Annotated in this window: 20 protein-coding genes; 8 read left to right on the top strand and 12 right to left on the bottom strand. The window is 70.9% G+C overall.

Translation table 11 applies throughout. The features are described 5' to 3' along the window. Positions 1-17: 17 nt before the first annotated feature. Complete coding sequence (locus tag LX15_RS14205; RefSeq protein ID WP_253670047.1) at positions 18-1166, bottom strand: epoxide hydrolase family protein; 1149 nt, start codon at positions 1164-1166, stop codon at positions 18-20. Positions 1167-1227: 61 nt separating this feature from the next. Here LX15_RS14205 and LX15_RS14200 point away from each other — a divergent pair, with 61 nt between their 5' ends. Next, complete coding sequence (locus LX15_RS14200) at positions 1228-2232, top strand: helix-turn-helix transcriptional regulator (protein WP_253670046.1); 1005 nt, start codon at positions 1228-1230, stop codon at positions 2230-2232. A gap of 366 nt (positions 2233-2598) precedes the next feature. Beyond that, positions 2599-3600 carry an isopenicillin N synthase family dioxygenase gene (locus LX15_RS14195; RefSeq protein ID WP_253670045.1) on the top strand — a complete coding sequence of 334 codons (1002 nt, stop codon included), beginning with the start codon at positions 2599-2601 and terminating at the stop codon, positions 3598-3600. A 217-nt stretch (positions 3601-3817) separates the two neighbouring features. On the opposite strand, the gene LX15_RS14190 is transcribed toward LX15_RS14195, so the two are convergent. After that, entirely contained in the window at positions 3818-4288 is a 471-nt protein-coding gene (locus LX15_RS14190) for a hypothetical protein (protein WP_253670044.1), read from the bottom strand. Between the two features lie 386 nt (positions 4289-4674). Between LX15_RS14190 and LX15_RS14185 the strand changes: the two genes are divergently transcribed. After that, positions 4675-5700 carry a hypothetical protein gene (locus LX15_RS14185; protein WP_253670043.1) on the top strand — a complete coding sequence of 342 codons (1026 nt, stop codon included), beginning with the start codon at positions 4675-4677 and terminating at the stop codon, positions 5698-5700. A 219-nt stretch (positions 5701-5919) separates the two neighbouring features. Here LX15_RS14185 and LX15_RS14180 read toward each other — a convergent pair whose 3' ends face one another. The 9 genes from LX15_RS14180 to LX15_RS14140 all read right to left on the bottom strand — a co-directional run bounded on the left by LX15_RS14180 (position 5920) and on the right by LX15_RS14140 (position 11696). Then, positions 5920-6204, bottom strand: coding sequence for an acylphosphatase (locus LX15_RS14180; protein WP_253670042.1), 285 nt, complete (start codon positions 6202-6204; stop codon positions 5920-5922). Between the two features lie 19 nt (positions 6205-6223). Continuing rightward, the gene (locus tag LX15_RS14175) at positions 6224-9157 is read right to left on the bottom strand and encodes an FAD-binding and (Fe-S)-binding domain-containing protein (protein WP_253670041.1); all 2934 of its coding nucleotides are present in this window, start codon (positions 9155-9157) and stop codon (positions 6224-6226) included. A gap of 262 nt (positions 9158-9419) precedes the next feature. Then, complete coding sequence (locus LX15_RS14170) at positions 9420-9629, bottom strand: helix-turn-helix domain-containing protein (protein WP_253670119.1); 210 nt, start codon at positions 9627-9629, stop codon at positions 9420-9422. Positions 9630-9631: 2 nt separating this feature from the next. Further along, positions 9632-9853 (bottom strand): hypothetical protein, encoded by a 222-nt coding sequence (locus tag LX15_RS14165; protein ID WP_253670040.1) that lies wholly within the window; start codon positions 9851-9853, stop codon positions 9632-9634. Continuing rightward, positions 9850-10071, bottom strand: coding sequence for a hypothetical protein (locus LX15_RS14160; RefSeq protein WP_253670039.1), 222 nt, complete (start codon positions 10069-10071; stop codon positions 9850-9852). The genes LX15_RS14165 and LX15_RS14160 overlap by 4 nt, the downstream gene beginning before the upstream one ends. A gap of 112 nt (positions 10072-10183) precedes the next feature. After that, positions 10184-10447, bottom strand: coding sequence for a hypothetical protein (locus LX15_RS14155; RefSeq protein WP_253670038.1), 264 nt, complete (start codon positions 10445-10447; stop codon positions 10184-10186). A 33-nt stretch (positions 10448-10480) separates the two neighbouring features. Then, entirely contained in the window at positions 10481-10810 is a 330-nt protein-coding gene (locus tag LX15_RS14150; protein ID WP_253670037.1) for a hypothetical protein, read from the bottom strand. Between the two features lie 164 nt (positions 10811-10974). Further along, on the bottom strand, positions 10975-11346 hold the full coding sequence (locus LX15_RS14145; protein ID WP_253670036.1) for a hypothetical protein: 372 nt from the start codon (positions 11344-11346) through the stop codon (positions 10975-10977). Between the two features lie 2 nt (positions 11347-11348). Then, positions 11349-11696, bottom strand: a complete 348-nt coding sequence (locus tag LX15_RS14140; protein WP_253670035.1) for a hypothetical protein — start codon at positions 11694-11696, stop codon at positions 11349-11351. A gap of 316 nt (positions 11697-12012) precedes the next feature. Between LX15_RS14140 and LX15_RS14135 the strand changes: the two genes are divergently transcribed. From LX15_RS14135 to LX15_RS14115, 5 genes are all read left to right on the top strand, one after another. Next, entirely contained in the window at positions 12013-12864 is an 852-nt protein-coding gene (locus tag LX15_RS14135; protein ID WP_253670034.1) for a helix-turn-helix domain-containing protein, read from the top strand. Positions 12865-12888: 24 nt separating this feature from the next. Continuing rightward, positions 12889-13098 (top strand): DUF397 domain-containing protein, encoded by a 210-nt coding sequence (locus LX15_RS14130; protein WP_253670033.1) that lies wholly within the window; start codon positions 12889-12891, stop codon positions 13096-13098. A 120-nt stretch (positions 13099-13218) separates the two neighbouring features. Beyond that, entirely contained in the window at positions 13219-13431 is a 213-nt protein-coding gene (locus LX15_RS14125; protein WP_253670032.1) for a DUF397 domain-containing protein, read from the top strand. A gap of 120 nt (positions 13432-13551) precedes the next feature. Further along, complete coding sequence (locus LX15_RS14120; protein WP_253670031.1) at positions 13552-13761, top strand: DUF397 domain-containing protein; 210 nt, start codon at positions 13552-13554, stop codon at positions 13759-13761. A 304-nt stretch (positions 13762-14065) separates the two neighbouring features. After that, positions 14066-15226: a UDP-N-acetylglucosamine--N-acetylmuramyl-(pentapeptide) pyrophosphoryl-undecaprenol N-acetylglucosamine transferase gene (locus LX15_RS14115; protein ID WP_253670030.1), complete on the top strand. Its 1161-nt coding sequence runs from the start codon at positions 14066-14068 to the stop codon at positions 15224-15226. 73 nt (positions 15227-15299) lie between these two features. Here LX15_RS14115 and LX15_RS14110 read toward each other — a convergent pair. Continuing rightward, on the bottom strand, positions 15300-16008 hold a 709-nt coding region (locus tag LX15_RS14110), incomplete at its 5' end, for a DegT/DnrJ/EryC1/StrS family aminotransferase (RefSeq protein ID WP_253670029.1).

Genomic DNA, 16008 nt, shown 5'->3' with positions numbered 1-16008 from the left:
CGCGCCCACCACCTCACCTACCGGTCGCGGACGGAGCGGAAGAACTCCCGGATGTCGGCGACGAGCAGGTCAGGGGCCTGGAGCGAGGCGAAGTGCCCGCCCCGGTCGAACTCCGTCCAGCGCGTGATGCTGTTGGACAGCTCCGCCAGCCCCCGGATGGCCCGGTCTCCCAGGAAGTTGGCCACCGCCGTCGGCACCGGGGAGGACGGGGGCCGTTCACCCCAGCCCTCGGCGCCGGCCTCGCGGTAGAGCCGGGCGGCCGAGCCCGCCGTGCCGGTCAGCCAGAAGATCGTGACGTTGGTCAGGATGGCGTCCCGGTCGATCGGGGTCTGCCTCGACTGGGTGGGGTCCCAGTCCACGAACCACTCCAGGTTCCACGCGAGCTGGCCGACCGGCGAGTCGTTGAGCGCGTAGGCCAGCGTCTGCGGGCGCGTGCTCATCTGTGTGGCGTAGCCGGAGTGCTCGTACCACCACATCTCCTGCTCCCGCGCCCGGCGGCGCTCCTCCTCGTCCAGCCACTCCAGGTCCGTGCCGCTGGTCGGGGTGGAGGCGTTCGCGAGCGCGTTGACGTGCACGCCGAGGACGCGGTCGGGGGCCACCCTGCCGAGTTCGGGCGAGACCATGCTGCCGAAGTCCCCGCCCTGCGCGCCGTAACGGGAGTAGCCCAGGCCCCTCATCAGCTCGTCCCAGGCACGGGCGACGCGGTTGACGCCCCACCCCCGCTCCCGCGTGGGACCGGAGAAGGCGAAGCCGGGAACCGACGGCGCGACCACGTGGAAGGCGTCCGCCGGGTCGCCGCCGTGCGCCCTCGGGTCCGTCAGGGGGCCGATGATGTCGAGGAAGTCATGGACCGTGCTCGGCCAGCCGTGGGTGAGGACCAGGGGCGTCGCGTCGGGCTCCGGTGACCGCACGTGCAGGAAGTGGATGGTCTGGCCGTCGATCTCGGTGATGAACTGCGGGTGGGCGTTCAACCGCGCCTCGTGCGCCCGCCAGTCGTAGTCGGTACGCCAGTACCGCACCAGCTCCCTCAGGTAGTCCCGGTTGACGCCGTAGGACCAGCCGGCGTCCGGGAGTTCGTCCGGCCACCGCGTGCGGTCCAGCCGGTCGGCCAGGTCGTCGAGGTCGGACTGGGGGATGTCGATCGAGAAACGCTCGGGTTCGCGCATGCCCCCAGCCTGTGTCCCCAGTAGGACAACCACCGTCCTCGTTCCGTGTCATCGTGTGTCCGTGATGGAGACCTCAGCGCGGCTGCTCCGGTTGTTGTCGTTGCTCCAGATGCGCCGTGAGTGGCCCAGCAGGGAACTCGCGGAGCGCCTGGGGGTGACGACGAGGACCGTGCGACGCGACGTCGAGAAGCTGCGGGGGCTGGGGTACCCGGTCCACTCCTCCATGGGGGCGGCCGGCGGCTACCGGCTGGGCGGGGAGGCCGCGCTGCCCCCGTTGCTCCTGGACGACGACGAGGCCGTGGCGGTCGTGGTCGGGCTGCGCACCGCCGCAGGGGGGACCGTCGAGGGGATCGAGGAGGCGTCGCTGCGCGCGTTGGCCAAGATGGAGCAGGTGCTCCCGCCCCGGCTGCGGCATCGGGTGTCCACTTTGGAGCATGCCGTGGTCGCGGTGCCGCCCCACGGCGGCCCGGTGGTGGAGTCCGCCGTCCTCACGGCGATCTCGGCCGCGGTCCGGGGGCGGGAGGTGCTCCGGTTCGACTACGTCGACCACCACGGGGACTCCTCCCTGCGCGACGTCGAGCCCCACCGCCTCGTCTCGTGGGGCCGGCGGTGGTACCTGGTCGGCTGGGACCGGGGCCGCGCGGACTGGCGGACCTTCCGCGTCGACCGGATGCGCCTGCGCACGCCCAACGGGCCGCGCTTCCCGCACAGGGAGCCGCCGGACGGGGACGTCGTGGCCTACCTGCGCCGCACCATGGGCTTCGAGATGTGGCCGCTGCGCTGTCGGTTGCGCGTGCACGCGCCCGCCTCGGACCTCACCGGACGGGTCGACGGCGTCGTGACCCCCGTCGACGCGCGCTCGTGCCTGCTGGAGCTGCCCACGGACTCGTTCGACATGGTCGCGTTCACCATGGCCCTGCTGGATCTCGACTTCGAGGTCGAGTCCCCGCCGGAACTCGCCCGACGCCTCACCACGCTCTCCCGGCGGTTCGCCGCCGCGGCCACCCCGAGGACCGCCGCACGGCAGTCCACAGCGGACGTCCCTGAGCCGGCTCCTGACCGGTGAGTCCCGTGTGGACGCGCGTGGTGAGTCGACCACGCATCGTGACTGTCTGGCTGCGACCCTTGCCACATCCGGCCCAGTGCGTGCTGCCGCGTTCGGACGTGTAGCCTCGGCCGCATGATTCTGCTCGTTCGGCGGCGGCACGTGGACTACGTGCGCGTGACGAGCATGTCCTGCCGACGCTGCGGCTGATCTTCCCCGCGTCCGGCCTTCCGGCCGCCTTCCCCGGTGTCCCGCCCTCGCGGGCGCCTCACCTGATCCACTGATCCACGCTCCCCACCGAGCCGACCGTGGTACCACCAGCACGGTCCCGGTGCCGCGCGAGCGTGCCGTCCCAGTGCCGTTCTCGGCCATATCGGAGGAACCACCGTGTCCCGCCAACTGCCCGTTGTCGACCTGTCCCTGGCGTCCGGCGCCGACGCCGACCGCGCCCGGCTGCGCGACTCCCTGCACTCCGCCGCCCACGACGTGGGCTTCTTCCAGCTCGTGGGGCACGGGATCGACCAGTCCGAGATCGACAGGTTGTTCGGGGTCACCAAGGCGTTCTTCGCGTTGCCCGACGAGGACCGCCTCGCGATCAGCAACCTCAACTCCCCGCACTTCCGCGGCTACACCCGCATCGGGCACGAGCTGACCGGCGGCCGCTCCGACTGGCGCGACCAGCTCGACGTCGGGGCCGAGCGCCCCGCCAGGATCCCCGGCCCCGACGAGCCCGCCTACCTGTGGTTGCAGGGGCCGAACCAGTGGCCGGCGGCCCTGCCCGAGCTGCGGACCGTCGTGCTGGACTGGATCGACCGGCTGAGCGCGGTCGCGCACCGGCTCCTGCACGAGCTGCTGGCCTCCCTCGGCGCGCCGCCCGACTTCTACGACGAGGCGTTCGCCGACCCGCACCTGCACCTCAAGCTCGTCCGCTACCCGGGGCGCGCGCCCGACGGCGCGGACCAGGGCGTGGGCGCGCACAAGGACTACGGCTTCCTGACCCTGTTGTTGCAGGACGAGATCGGGGGCCTCCAGGTCCAGCGGGAGGACGGCGAGTTCCACGACGTGCCCCCGATCCCCGGGGCCTTCGTGGTCAACCTCGGCGAGCTGCTGGAGGTCGCGACCAACGGCTACCTGGTGGCCACCAACCACCGCGTGGTCAGCCCGCCGGCGGCGGTGGAGCGCTACTCGATCCCCTTCTTCTACAACCCCAATCTCGACACCGTGGTCCGTCCGTTGCCGTTCGCGCACGCGAGCACCGCGCCCGGGGTCACCACCGACCCCAGCAACCCGTTGTTCGCCGAGTACGGGCACAACGAGCTGAAGGGCTGGCTGCGCGCCCACCCGCGCGTCGCCGAGCGGCACCACGCCGCCCTGCTGGCCACGAGCTGAGCCGGCACGACGTTCCCGTCACGCGCCGAACCCCGACGCCGACTCCCTCGGCGTCGGGGTTCCCGCGCGTGCTTCCGTGGTGTCGCGCCGGCGTGTGGCTCTTGCGTTGCGCCGGTGTGCTGGCTCGTGTTGCGCCAGTGTGCGGTCCGGTATGCCCTTCCGGTGTTGGTGGTTCGGTTTTCCCTTGTGTGGTGAGGAAAAATGACCTACTGCCGGCTCACCATCGACGCGGCCACGCCGGCAGTTGCTCGAACTCCTCTCGTGCCACCTGGCTGTGCAACGCGGGGTCCGGATGCATGTAGAGGGATCCGGCTCGCACCTTCCAGCCAGGGGCGTCGATCTCCGCGTGGCGCTCCACCAGCACCCCGTCGGCGGTGTAGCCGTGGACCCGGTACCACCCGCCTTCGAGCCCCGCGACCACCATGGCCTCCACCCAGGTCATCTCGGCGGTCTCGTCGAACTCGAACGCGTCCGGGTAGAAGTCCTCATGCCCGATGTCGTCCACCATGACGACCACCATGCGGCCGAACTCGACCAGGATCTCGGGAAGGCCCGGGTCGGGCGGGCGCACATGCCATGCCCGACCCTCGCGTTCCACCCAGCCCCCGTATTCGGCGACCAGCCGCTCGATCCTGGCCAGCACCTCGGGCGCGCCCCACGCGTCGAGATCCTGCTCGTCACCACTCACGACGCCTCATCCAGCACCCGTCGGCGGTGTTGGCCTGGGTGAAGCACACTCCGTCGGCTCCGGATGGCGGAGGCCCCAACGCTCCGGGGTCGCACGCCGGGTCAACAGAGCCGAAACCAGGAGACATAACGGTGCGTGCCACACAAGTTCCTGAGGGTAACGGGGGTGACGCAGGAGGGCGAACGACCGGCGTGCGGAACTCGCTCGCGGGCGGTGCTACGGTGGGTCGTGCGTACGGGCAGACGCACGGCAGGAGCCACTCCCCGGCACTCGGGTGGCACATCCGCCGAAGGGTTGAGGCACCCCTGCCTCCGAAGCACTGGTGACCGACGACGCGAGACGGCGTCCTTCTCCTGCCGAGCCGGGCGGCGGTAGCGAGGACAGTCATGTCACGCACGTCCCTCACCCAACAGCTCGTCGACCTGCGCCGGCAGCACACCGGCGAGACTCCCAGCCAGGTGGTTCCGGCGGTGCGCGCCGTCACCTCGGCGCTGGGCGACGCCGACCGCGAGCCGCTGGTGGACCTGCTCAGGGGCCGGCCCGCCGCGATCCCCGCCGACCTGCGGCACGCCCTGTTCCCCGACGCGAGCACGCCGGCGCAGCGCGAGCTGGAGGCGGGTCTGATGCTGGCCGCCGCGAACGCGGGTGGCCCGTTGGCGCTGCGACCCCCGGTGAACGTGGCCCGACCCGCGCACGTCTTCCGCGCGGTGGAGCTGGAGAAGGAGCCGCACCACACGCTCACCCTGCACCTGGAGGAGCACGCGCTCGGCCCGTTCCTGCTGGGCCTGCTGCCCGGGGAGCGGGACGGTGAGGTGATCGGCCTGGCCGGCCTGCGCCACCGGCAACACCCGCGCTGCGTCGAGCTGTCCCTGCTCGGCACCGACGCCAAGGTCGTCCTCGCGGGGGTCTCGTCGCGGGTGTGGCACGCCGGTGTGGTCTTCGTCGAGGAGTGGTTGGCTCTCAGGGGGACCACGCCCCGGTGGCTCTGGCAGGAGTCGCCCGACCGGCTCACGCCGGCCGAACAGTCCGTTGTGGACGGACAGGGTCGGGTCCAGGGGCCGGTGGAGCTGGGCAGCGCGGTCCTGCGGCGCGCCGCGCTGTGGCGGTCGGCGTCCTGGCTCACCGCGTGGGCCTCGCAGGGCCTGTGGCTGCTGGAGTGGCCGGCGGGTCCCGCCCGGTCGGAGGTCGTCTCCTCGCTCCTGCATCCGTTGTTCGGGCTTCCCGGCTCGTTCCGGCACGACGAGACCGGTCAGGACACGGCGTCTCTTGTGGACGAGGAGAGCGGGTCCCGGCTGATGCTGCGGACGGTCGAGCGGCCGGAGGAGTCGCCCGACGCCCCGACCCGCGAGTGGCCGGAGGAGTTCTTCCGTCCCTGGCACCGCTGGGCGGAGCTGACCGCTTCCGCGAAGTAGGTCCCTCCCGTCGGTGACGATGCCGTCCGCCCCTCGGTCTGGTGACCGAGGGGCGGACGTTCGTGACGCTCCTGACGTGACGCTCCTGACGTGACGGTCGTGGTCGGAGTCAGTCGTGGTCGGAGTCAGTCGGGGGTGGGGTCAGTCGGGGTCAGTCGGGGGTGGGGTCAGTCGGGGGCAGCGTCGGCCGGGGCCGCTGGGGTCAGCGGGGGTCGGTGATCAGCCGAGCCAGGGCGTGGACCGGATGCGGAAGCCGGACAGTCCCTCGGGCGGCTCGTCGTCGACCTGGACGTGCCGGACGTGGGCGTCCTTCGGGCCGCTGTGCGCCCACTCCACCATGTGGTCGACGGCTCCTGGTTCTCCCTCGAACACCGCCTCCACCCGCCCGTCGGGCAGGTTCCGCACCCAGCCGGCGACCCCGTGCCGGGTCGCGGCGCGCAGGCAGGAGTCCCGGAAGAAGACGCCCTGCACCCGGCCGGAGACGATCAGGTGTTTGCGCACCATGTCCCGACGGTACGACACCTCACCGCACCTCACCCGGCGGAGCCGACGCGGAGGGCTGCTCGGTCGTCCGGCGTCGGCCCCTCTCGCGGCGCAGTCCCTCGGCGAGCACCTCGGCGAGATGCGACGGGACGTGGCCCGTGTCGGCCTGTTCCACCTGCGTCCGGCAGGAGAACCCGTCCGCGAGGACGCACGTGTCCTCGTCGGCGTCGCGCACGGCGGGCAGCAGCCCGTGCTCCGCGCAGGCCATCGACACGGCGTAGTGCCCCCGCTCGAAACCGAAGTTCCCCGCCAGGCCACAACATCCGGAGTCCAGGACGGTGGCGTCGATCCCACAACGCCGCATCAGCTCCCGGTCGGTGTCGAAGCCGAGCACGGCGTGCTGGTGGCAGTGGACCTGCACCAGTGCCCGCCGCCCCACCGGGACCCTCCAGTCCGGCGCCTCCCGCGTGAGCACCTCGGCCAGGGTGCGGACCTGCCCCGCCAGCCGGTGGGCGTCCTCGTCCCCGTGCAGCAGTTCCGGCAGGTCGGAGCGGAACACGGCGGCGCAACTGGGTTCGAGGACGACGACGGGTGTTCCCGCCCGGAGCGCGGGTCGCAGGACCGACAGGGTGCGGCGCAGGACGCGCTGGGCCACCCCGAGTTGCCCCGTGGAGATCCACGTCAGTCCACAACAGACGGACGCGCGAGGGACCACCACGTGAAGTCCGGCGTCCTCCAGCACCTCCACGGCTGCCCGCGCCACGGAAGGATGGAAGTAGTTGGAGAACGTGTCGGGCCAGAGCACGACGGTCTTTCGCGCGTCCCGTCGCGAGCCCGATCCTGACGCGGTGTGGCGGCGGAGCCACGACGTGAAGGGTTGCCGGGCGAACCGGGGAAGCGTGCGCTCCTCGGAGATCCCCGCCACCCACTTCGCCACGCGCTCCACCACGGGGGCATGTGTCAGGGCGTTGGCCACACCCGGCGCGACGGCCGCGATCCGCGCCCAGAGGGGGAGCCAGCCCATCGAGTAGTGCGACCGGGGACGGAGCCGGTGCGCGTAGTGGTGGGACAGGAACTCGGCCTTGTAGGTGGCCATGTCCACGCCCACGGGGCAGTCGCTGCGACAGCCCTTGCAGGCCAGGCAGAGGTCGAGCGCGTCCCGGACCTCGGTCGAACGCCACCCGGCGACCACCTCGCCCCGCAGCATCTCGAACAGCAACCGCGCCCGGCCCCGCGTCGAGTGCTCCTCCTCGTGGGTGGCGCGGAAACTCGGGCACATCACGCCCCCGTCGAGACCCCGGCACTTGCCCACCCCGACACACCGCCCGACGGCATGGCTGAACCGGTGGCCGTCGCGGGGATAGGCGAAACGCACCCTGGGCTCGGCTGGCCGGTAGTCCACACCTTCCCGCAGTTGTCCGTCCAGCGGGTTGGGGTGCACCACCTTGCCGGGGTTCATCCGGTTGTCCGGGTCGAAGAGGGCCTTCATCTCGCCGAAGGCGCCCACGATCCGTTCGCCGAACATCCTGGTCAGCAACTCACCCCGGGACTGCCCGTCACCGTGCTCGCCCGACAGGGACCCGCCGTGCGAGACGACGAGGTCGGCGCTGCGCTCCACGAATCGGCGGTAGGCGGCCACGCCGGCGGCCGTTCTCAGGTCGAACGGAATCCGCGTGTGCACGCAACCCTGACCGAAGTGCCCGTACAGCGCGGCGTCCTGGTAGCCGAACTCGCGGAGCAGCTCGCGGAAGTCGCGGAGATAGGCGCCCAGCCGCTCCGGTGGCACGGCCGCGTCCTCCCAGCCCTCGTGCGTCGGGACGCCGGTGGGCGGGAACGCGGTCGCGCCCAGCGCCGCCTCACGGGCCTGCCAGAGCCGCTCCTCGTGCTCTGGATCGTCCATATAGGACACGGAGATGTCCTCGCCGTGGCGCTTCATGTCCTCGACGAACCGCCGCGCTCGCTCGGCCGCGGTGTCGTGGTCGTCCGCGGTGAACTGCACCATCAGCCAGCCACCGCCCGGCGGGAGCGCGTCGACGGCCTCTCCCGCGATGCGTTGGGTGTGCTCCAGCTCGACGAGTTGGCGGTCCAGTCCCTCGATCGCGGTCGGGCGGTGCGGCAACACGGCGGGGACCGCGTCGGCGGCGGCGAACACGGTGGGATATCCCAGGACCACCAACACCCGCTCGGGACGCACCTCGAACAGCGAGATCTCGGCGCGCAGCACCGTGGCCAGTGTGGACTCGCTGCCCACGATGGCCCTGGCCACGTTGAACCCGTGCTCGGGGAGCAACGCGTCCAGGTTGTAGCCGGACACGCGGCGCGGGATGTCCGGGTAGCGGGTGCGGATCTCGGCCATGTGCCGGTCCCGCAGCGCGCGCAGCCCCTGGTACAGCTCGGCCTTCCTGCCACCCTCGGCGAGGGTCCGCTGATACTCCTCCTCGCTGGTCGGCCCGACCCACGTGCGCAGCCCGTCGTAGGTGAGGATCTCCAGCCGCAGCACGGAGTCCGCCATCTTGCCGTACGCCTGCGCGGTCGACCCGCAGGAGTTGTTGCCGATCATCCCGCCGAGGGTGCAGGAGACATGGGTGGCGGGCTTCGGCCCCACCATCAGGCCGTGCTCCGCCACCTGCCGGTTCAGCTCGTCCAACGCGATCCCCGGCTCGACCACGGCGGTCCGCCGTTCGGGGTCGACCGAGACCACGCGGCGACAGTACTTGCTGAAGTCCAGCACCACGGCGGTGTTGCAGCACTGGCCGGCGAGGCTGGTGCCGCCACCCCTGGCGAGCACGGGGACGCCGTGCTCCCGGCACACCTCGACGGCCGCGACGGCATCGTCCACAGTGGCCGGGAGCACGACGCCGATCGGCACCTGCCGGTAGTTCGAGGCGTCCGTGGAGTAGGCGGCGCGGGTTCCGGCGTCGAACCGCACCTCCCCACGCACCCGCGCGGCCAGGTCGGTGTGAAGCGCCCGCATGCATGCCCTCCGCGCCCTCGGTCTCTCCCGCCAGGAGTTCCCAGGAGCGCCGCCGGGAAAACCGCCGCCTCACCCCACGTCACGCGAGGTAGCGACTGTCCGGCTCATCCCCGCGTGTGCGGGGCCGATTGGGCCACCATCGGGTGGGGCGAACACATGGTCGAACCATCCCCGCGTGTGCGGGGCCGATACTTCCTGACCTCGCGTGCGTGCGGTAGGGCCGTGGGGGTGGGTGTGTGCGGGACCGCCAGGGGCGCTGGTGTCATCGTCGTTTTCGGGTGGTCTTTCGCCTGTCGCCACCGCGTCCGCGGAGCTGGACTCCGGCCTCGATGAGGACCTTGTGCACGAACCCGTAGGACCGGCCGGTGGACCTCGCCAGCGAACGGATGCTCGCGCCCTTCTCGTACTTCTTCTTCAGGTCGGCGGCGACCTGCTGGCGGAGCCGACCGGTGATCCGGGCGGCCGGTTGCATCTTCAACGCGTGCTCCTCGTGGTCTGCGTCGTCGGGGTCGTGGGTGGCTCGTCCCTGCGTTGTTGTTCCCTGCGCTGTCGGCGTTCGTGGTTCCAGCGGCGGAGGTCCCGGCGGACCCGGCGGAAGAGTTGGGCGGCGCGGCGGAACAGGGGCGGCAGCAGCACGCAGGACATGATGATGACGTCGACGGTGATCGCGGCCAGGTTGATCACGAACGTGGTCACCGGCCTCGCCTCCACCATCGGCGTCGAGCCTGGCCGTGTTTGCGCTGGCTGACGTTTTCCTGTCGGAGTTCGCGCTGTCGGAGTTCGTAGGCCAACAACGCCCGGGGCGGGATGGGCAGGACGACCCGGACCCGGCGGCGACGCAGCGGGGCCATGGAGGCCTCCCAGGCGGCGCTCTCCTCGGGGGTGGGGTGGTGCAGCACCCGGAGGTTCGGCATCAGGACCCGAGGGTCCACAGTGGATGGTTTCCGGCGGAGGATCTTCCAGAGTTTCCGAAGGATTTTCGTGGGGCGTCGCATCAGGGATCGGCGCTTTCAGTGTCACAGGGGGTCAGGCGAGGCTGAGGCCTGCCGAGAGGAGGAGCAGCAGGATCAGGAACCAGGTGAGCCGGTGGCGCTCCCGCAGGGGTGGGCCGGGCTGGAAGTGGGAGTCGCCGACCACGGTGATCCCGGGTGGGGGTGCGGGGATGGTGTTGTCCCGGGCGCAGGCGTAGCAGACGACCCTCACGCACTGGTTCCAGTGTTGGAGGCGCAGGGGTGCGGTCAGGGCGATGCTTTCGGCCAGGGCGAGACCGAACTCGCTGGTGGTGAGCACGACAAGGGGCTTTCGGTGCTGGTCGGATGAGACTTAGAGGTCGTAGCCGCGTCGGCAGGGTGGGCGGTCGCCGTAGGCGTGCGGGGTGGGTTGCGGGGTGGTGCGTTCGGCGTGGGTGGTGGTGGTGTGTGCGGCGTGGGTGGCCTGCCAGCCGGCGATGACGTGGGCGAGGTGTTGGCATTCCTCGCACCGGGGGAACGGGGTGTCGGGTTGAGGCTCGGTGATGAGGAGGGCGAGGCCGCAGAAGGTGGTGACGGTGATGGGGTGGGGTCGGGTGGTGCGGGGGTAGGCGTGGAGTTGGCCGGCGTGGGCGACCCACGGCAGGCCTGAGGGGACGGGGGGCTGGTGCGCGGTGGTGGTCACGGGAAGCCTCCGGAGTGGATGGGCCTGGGAGATGAGGAGCGAGATGGGGTGGGGGTGGCGGGGCCGGGACGTGGTCGTCCGGGGGCCGGTCCCCGCCACCCCCCGGGGGGCCCAGCGCCTGGGGTGCGGTCGGGGCGCGTCACGCTGGGCCGGGCCGGGGCTGGTCAGGGGGTGCGGAGGAGGTAGCTGAGGATCGGCAGGGGTGGGCCGATGCGTTGCCCGATGAGGATGTCCTCGGTGGGGACGGTGAGCGGGACCTCGCACAGCCGGTGGTTCGGCCCAGTGGTGGTGGGGGTTGGGGGGAGGACGTCAACGGTGATGATCCAGCGCTGACCGGCGGGGATGTGGTGTTTGCGGAAGTAGTCGTAGGCGTAGCCGACGGCGTAGTGGGCGGGTCCGCCGGGGGCGATCTGCCAGTAGTCGTCCTCGTCGATCTCCTCGAAACGCAGGACGCGTCGGCCGCGTTCGATGCGGAACAGCCGCACGAGGTGTCGGGTGGAGTTCAACGGCTGCGGGGGACGCCATTTCACGACCATGGCTAGGCCTCCCGCAGCACGGGCAGGGGTGTGGTGGCCTCCGGGTCGGACCCGTAGGTGGGGGCGGGGCCGAGGCGGTGAAGCCGGTCCAGGGTGCGTTCGATCAGGCGTTGAGTCTCGGCCGAGGCCTCGGTGTTGTCGCTTCTGGCGCGGCGAGTCCGCAGTGGACGGGTCCACTGGTGACGGCGGAGAAGGTCCGAGGCGGGCACACCATCCCCACGCGGCCGGAGCGCGTGACGCGGCAGCGACGAGGGCGTGCCGACGGGTTGGGCCGGTGCGGGTCGGGCCATGGCGAAGATCAGGCCGCCGAGGAGTGCTGCAAGACTGCCGCAGGTGACGAGCTGGATCACGGGAAGACCTCCCATGCGTGGCTGTGCCGAGTTGGCGGCAGGGGGCAGGTAGTTGGCCCTGCCACGGCTCCCAGTGGGCCTCCCGCACTGGTTGAGAGCGGGAAGGAACTGGACCAAGGACCCGCCCCGCCGGAGCCCAGGGCAGGACTGGCGGGGCGGGCCGTCGACGAGTGATCGTCGACACTATGAAGCTATCGCCATGAAGCTTCATAGTGAAGTCCACTGATCGGGGGATGGGAGTGGGGGGCGTCCGAACAGCGTCCCACTCAGGTGCAGACTGGGCGCCGCCCAAGTACAGAGAGGGAGGCACTCCGGCATGACCGAGCCCGGACCGAACATCCGACGTAGGCAACTCGGCCGCGAACTCCGCAGACTGCGCGAGCAGGCAGGGATGACGATCGATCAAGCCGTAGTCGTGTCCGGGTTGAGCAACCCGACCATCAGCAGGATCGAGAACGGGAAGCAGACGATCAAGCCGAAGAACGTCCGCCTGCTGTGCCAGGCGTACGGCGTTGGTGTCCCGCTCGTAGACACCCTCGTCCGTCTCGCGGAGGAGTCGGAGGACCGTGGCTGGTGGGTCGCCTACAGCGACACGGTCCCGAACTGGTTCGAACAGTATGTGGGTCTGGAGACGGATGCCGCCGAAATCCTGAGCTTCGAGACCGAATACGTTCCCGGTCTGTTGCAGACGGCGGAGTACACGCGAGCTATCACGAAGGCGTCGTGGCCAAACCAGAGTGAAGCCGACTTGGCGCGGGTAGTTGAGTTGCGGCAAAGCCGGCAGAGGCGGCTTGACGGCCCGAACCCGCCGGAGCTGCATATGGTGCTCGGCGAGGCAGTCGCCAGATGGCTCATCGGATCACCGACAGTAATGCGTGAACAACTTCGCCACCTGATCGACATGAACGAGCGGTCCAACCTGACCATCCAGATCCTTCCGTTCACCGCTGGCGCTCACCCTGGTCTCTCGGGTCCCTTCGCGATGCTCCGATTTCCCAACGACGACGAGGTCAGCACGGTCTACGTGGAGTTTGACAACGGGTCGCTCTACCCACCACGACGCCAGGACATCGAGCGCTACACCTGGATCTTTCGCCGCCTCCAGGAACTGGCGTTGCCAGTGGAAGACACAAACTCCCTGCTCAGTACCCTTGCGGCGGAGCTTTAGGCCCAGGGCAGAAAGGGGTGCGGGATGATCAACCCGGACCTGAGCGGCGCGGTCTGGCGCAAGAGCAGCCGTAGCAACGGCAGCTCCGGCAACTGCGTCGAGGTGGCGTCTGTCGAAGACGTTGCTGCGGTGCGAGATTCTAAGAACCCGGCCGGTCCGGCGCTCGTCTTCACGCCGGCCGCGTTCACCGCGTTCGTCAACACCGTGAAGACCGGTCGGCTCGACCTGAGCTGACCGTGAGCGTGCACCGAGGGCGGGGGCCGTTGGCCCCCGCCCTCAGTCGTTTGGCCCCTCGTTCGGCAACCTGTCGTGGGGAACCATCAGGCCCAACTCGGGTCGAGGGGAGTGGTTGCGATGTGGGAGTCAGCAGCTTCAGTGGCCACGGGGTGGCGAAAGAGTTCGCGTTCCAACGGAGCACAGGCATGCGTAGAGGTCACCGGAAGCCTGCCTGAAGCTGCGGCCGTTCGCGACTCGAAGAACCCGGCCGGGCCGGCGCTCGTCTTCGCCCCGGCCGCGTTCGCCGCGTTCGTGCACAGCGTGAAGGCTGGTCGGCTCGACCTGAGCTGACTGCGAGTGTGCACTGAGGGCGGGGGCCGGCGGTCCCCGCCCTCAGTCGTTTGGCCCCTCGTTCGGCAACCTGTCGTGGGGAACCATCAGGCCCAACTCGGGTCGAGGGGAGTGGTTGCGATGTGGGAGTCAGCAGCTTCATCGGCCACGGGGTGGCGAAAGAGCACGCGCAGCCAAGGGGCACAGACATGCGTCGAGGTGGCGTCCGTGTCTGAGTTAGCTGCGGTACGTGACTCGAAGAACCCGTCCGGTTCGGTGCTCGTGTTCGCGCCCGCCGCGTTCGCCGCGTTCGTGCACAGCGTGAAGGCTGGTCGGCTCGACCTGCGCTGAGTGCGGTCCGGAGCTGAGGGCGGGGCTGGGCGTTGGTTGACTGCCCGGCCCCGCCTTCCCCGCTTCCGGGAGGAAGACTGGCTGGCTCCGCGATCGCCGGCAGTGGTTGGTCAGTGGTCGCGGCCGAGGAGGATGTGCGGGTAGCCGCGGTGAACCCGTGGCCCCAGCTCCACGGGCACACGGTGGCGTTGGGGTCCGGCGCGGTAGGGTCGGGCGTGCTCGCTGCCGTGTCGTGCGTGCCGTCTATCCCCGATGGGGGAACGCTGTCGTGATCGATCATTCGGATTCTTCCTTCCGTCTGTTGGTGACCGGTGGTGGCACGGGTGGTCACACCTACCCGGCGTTGACGACGGTGCATGCGTTGCGGACCCGGCTGGCCGCGGCGGGTCGGGGCCTGGACGTGGTGTGGGTGGGCACGGCGTCCGGGTTGGAGGCTCGGGTCGCGGCGGAGGCCGGGATCGCGTTCGTGGGGATCGCGGCTGGCAAGATCGACCGTGGGCAGATGTTCTCACTGGGCAACGTGCGCAATCTGGCGCGGGCCGGTCGCGGGGTGGGCCAGGCGCGGTCGATCGTGGCTGAGTTCGCGCCGGACGCGGTGCTGGCGACGGGTGGCTACGTGGCGGTGCCGGTGGGGCTGGCGGCCGCGTTGCGGCGCCGACCGTTGGTGGTGCACGAGCAGACCACGCGGCTGGGGTTGGCGAATCGGGTGTTGGCGCGGGTGGCGACCCGGGTGGCGGTGTCGTCGGAGGCGACGTTGTCGTTGCTGCCGCAGGCGATCCGCGCGACCACGGTGGTGACGGGAAACCCGGTGCGGCCGGAGGTGCTGGCGGGGCGTCCGGAGCGGGCCGTGGCGGCGCTGGGGTTGCGGGGTTTCGCCGCTCATCTGCCCGTGGTGTACGTGACGGGGGGCGCGCAAGGCGCGCGGCAGATCAACGCCCTGGTACGGGATGTGCTGCCGTGGCTGCTCACCCAGGCCAACGTGATTCACCAGTGCGGCCCGGCGCACCTGGCCGAGCTTCAGCAGCACGTCCCCGGTCTGCCGGCCGAACTCGCCGGCCGCTACCACCTCACCGGGTTCCTCGGCGTCGAGTTGCCGGATGTGCTCGCCCTGGCGGATGTGGTGATCTCCCGCTCGGGAGCGGGCACGTGCGCGGAGCTGACCGCGCTGGGCCGGGCGGCGATCCTGGTGCCGTTGGCCAGCTCTGCTGGGGGCGAGCAGGCCCACAACGCGCGTCACCTGCATCAGGCCGGCGCCGCGGTCGCGCTGCTGGACGAGGTGTCCCCGGCGTGCCTGCGTCAGGCGCTGGAGCCGTTGATCAGCGACCCAGGGCGGCGTGGGGAGATGGCGGCGAGGGCGCGGGCGTTGGGGCGGCCGGATGCGGCGGACCGGCTGGCCGAGGTGGTGCTGTCCTCGGTGCCGCCGCGGCGGCGCAGCACGGCCGCGGCGAACGGGGACCGGCAGTAGTTGCCCAGGCACACGACGAGATACCGGAGTGACCGATCGACCGGTCCTGGGTCGCGGAGGGGGTGGCCGGCGGTCACCGGAGGGCCTTCACGGTGGCCAGGGCACACTCCAGGGCCACCACGGTCCGCTCGACGTCGGCGGGGTCCAGATGGGGATGGAAGGGCAGGGTCAGGATCTTTCCGGCCACGCTCTCGGTGGCTGGGAGGGTGCGCCGCCAGGTCGCGAAGGCCGGCTGGAGATGGTTGGGCGGGTAGTGCGCCCCAACCCCGATGCCCTGGCCTCGCAGGTGATGGAAGACCGCGTCGCGGGGCTGGGTGAGCACGAGCACCGCACACAACGACGGCACCGCGTGATCGACGTCCACGTCGACCACGCGCACTCCCTTCACTGTTGACAACGCGGTCCGGTAGGCGCGCCACAACTGTTTGCGGCGGGCGGCGACCACACCGAAGCCAGACAGTTGAGCGCGGCCGATCGCGGCGTTGAGCGCCGACATCTGCTCCCGCCATCCCGCCGCCGCGACGGTGTAGCTGGTGGCGGCGGCGCGGATCGCGGAGGTCTCGACGATCCCCAGCCCGCGTAGCGACCGGGCGCGCTCGGCCTCCTCGGCGTCGCGGGGCACGATCAGCCCGCCCTGCCCGCAGGTGAGGTTCTTGATCGGCCCGAGACTGAAGCAGGTGAGGTTCCCGGTGGCGCCCACCGGGGTGCCGTCGAGGGTCACCGAGCCGAAGGCATGCGCGGCGTCCTCCACCACGACGATGCCGCGGTCGGCGAACTCGGCG

The organism is Streptoalloteichus tenebrarius (assembly GCF_024171885.1).
In the GTDB taxonomy this organism is placed as follows: Bacteria; Actinomycetota; Actinomycetes; order Mycobacteriales; family Pseudonocardiaceae; genus Streptoalloteichus; species Streptoalloteichus tenebrarius.
This window is presented reverse-complemented; position numbering and strand designations above follow the sequence as displayed.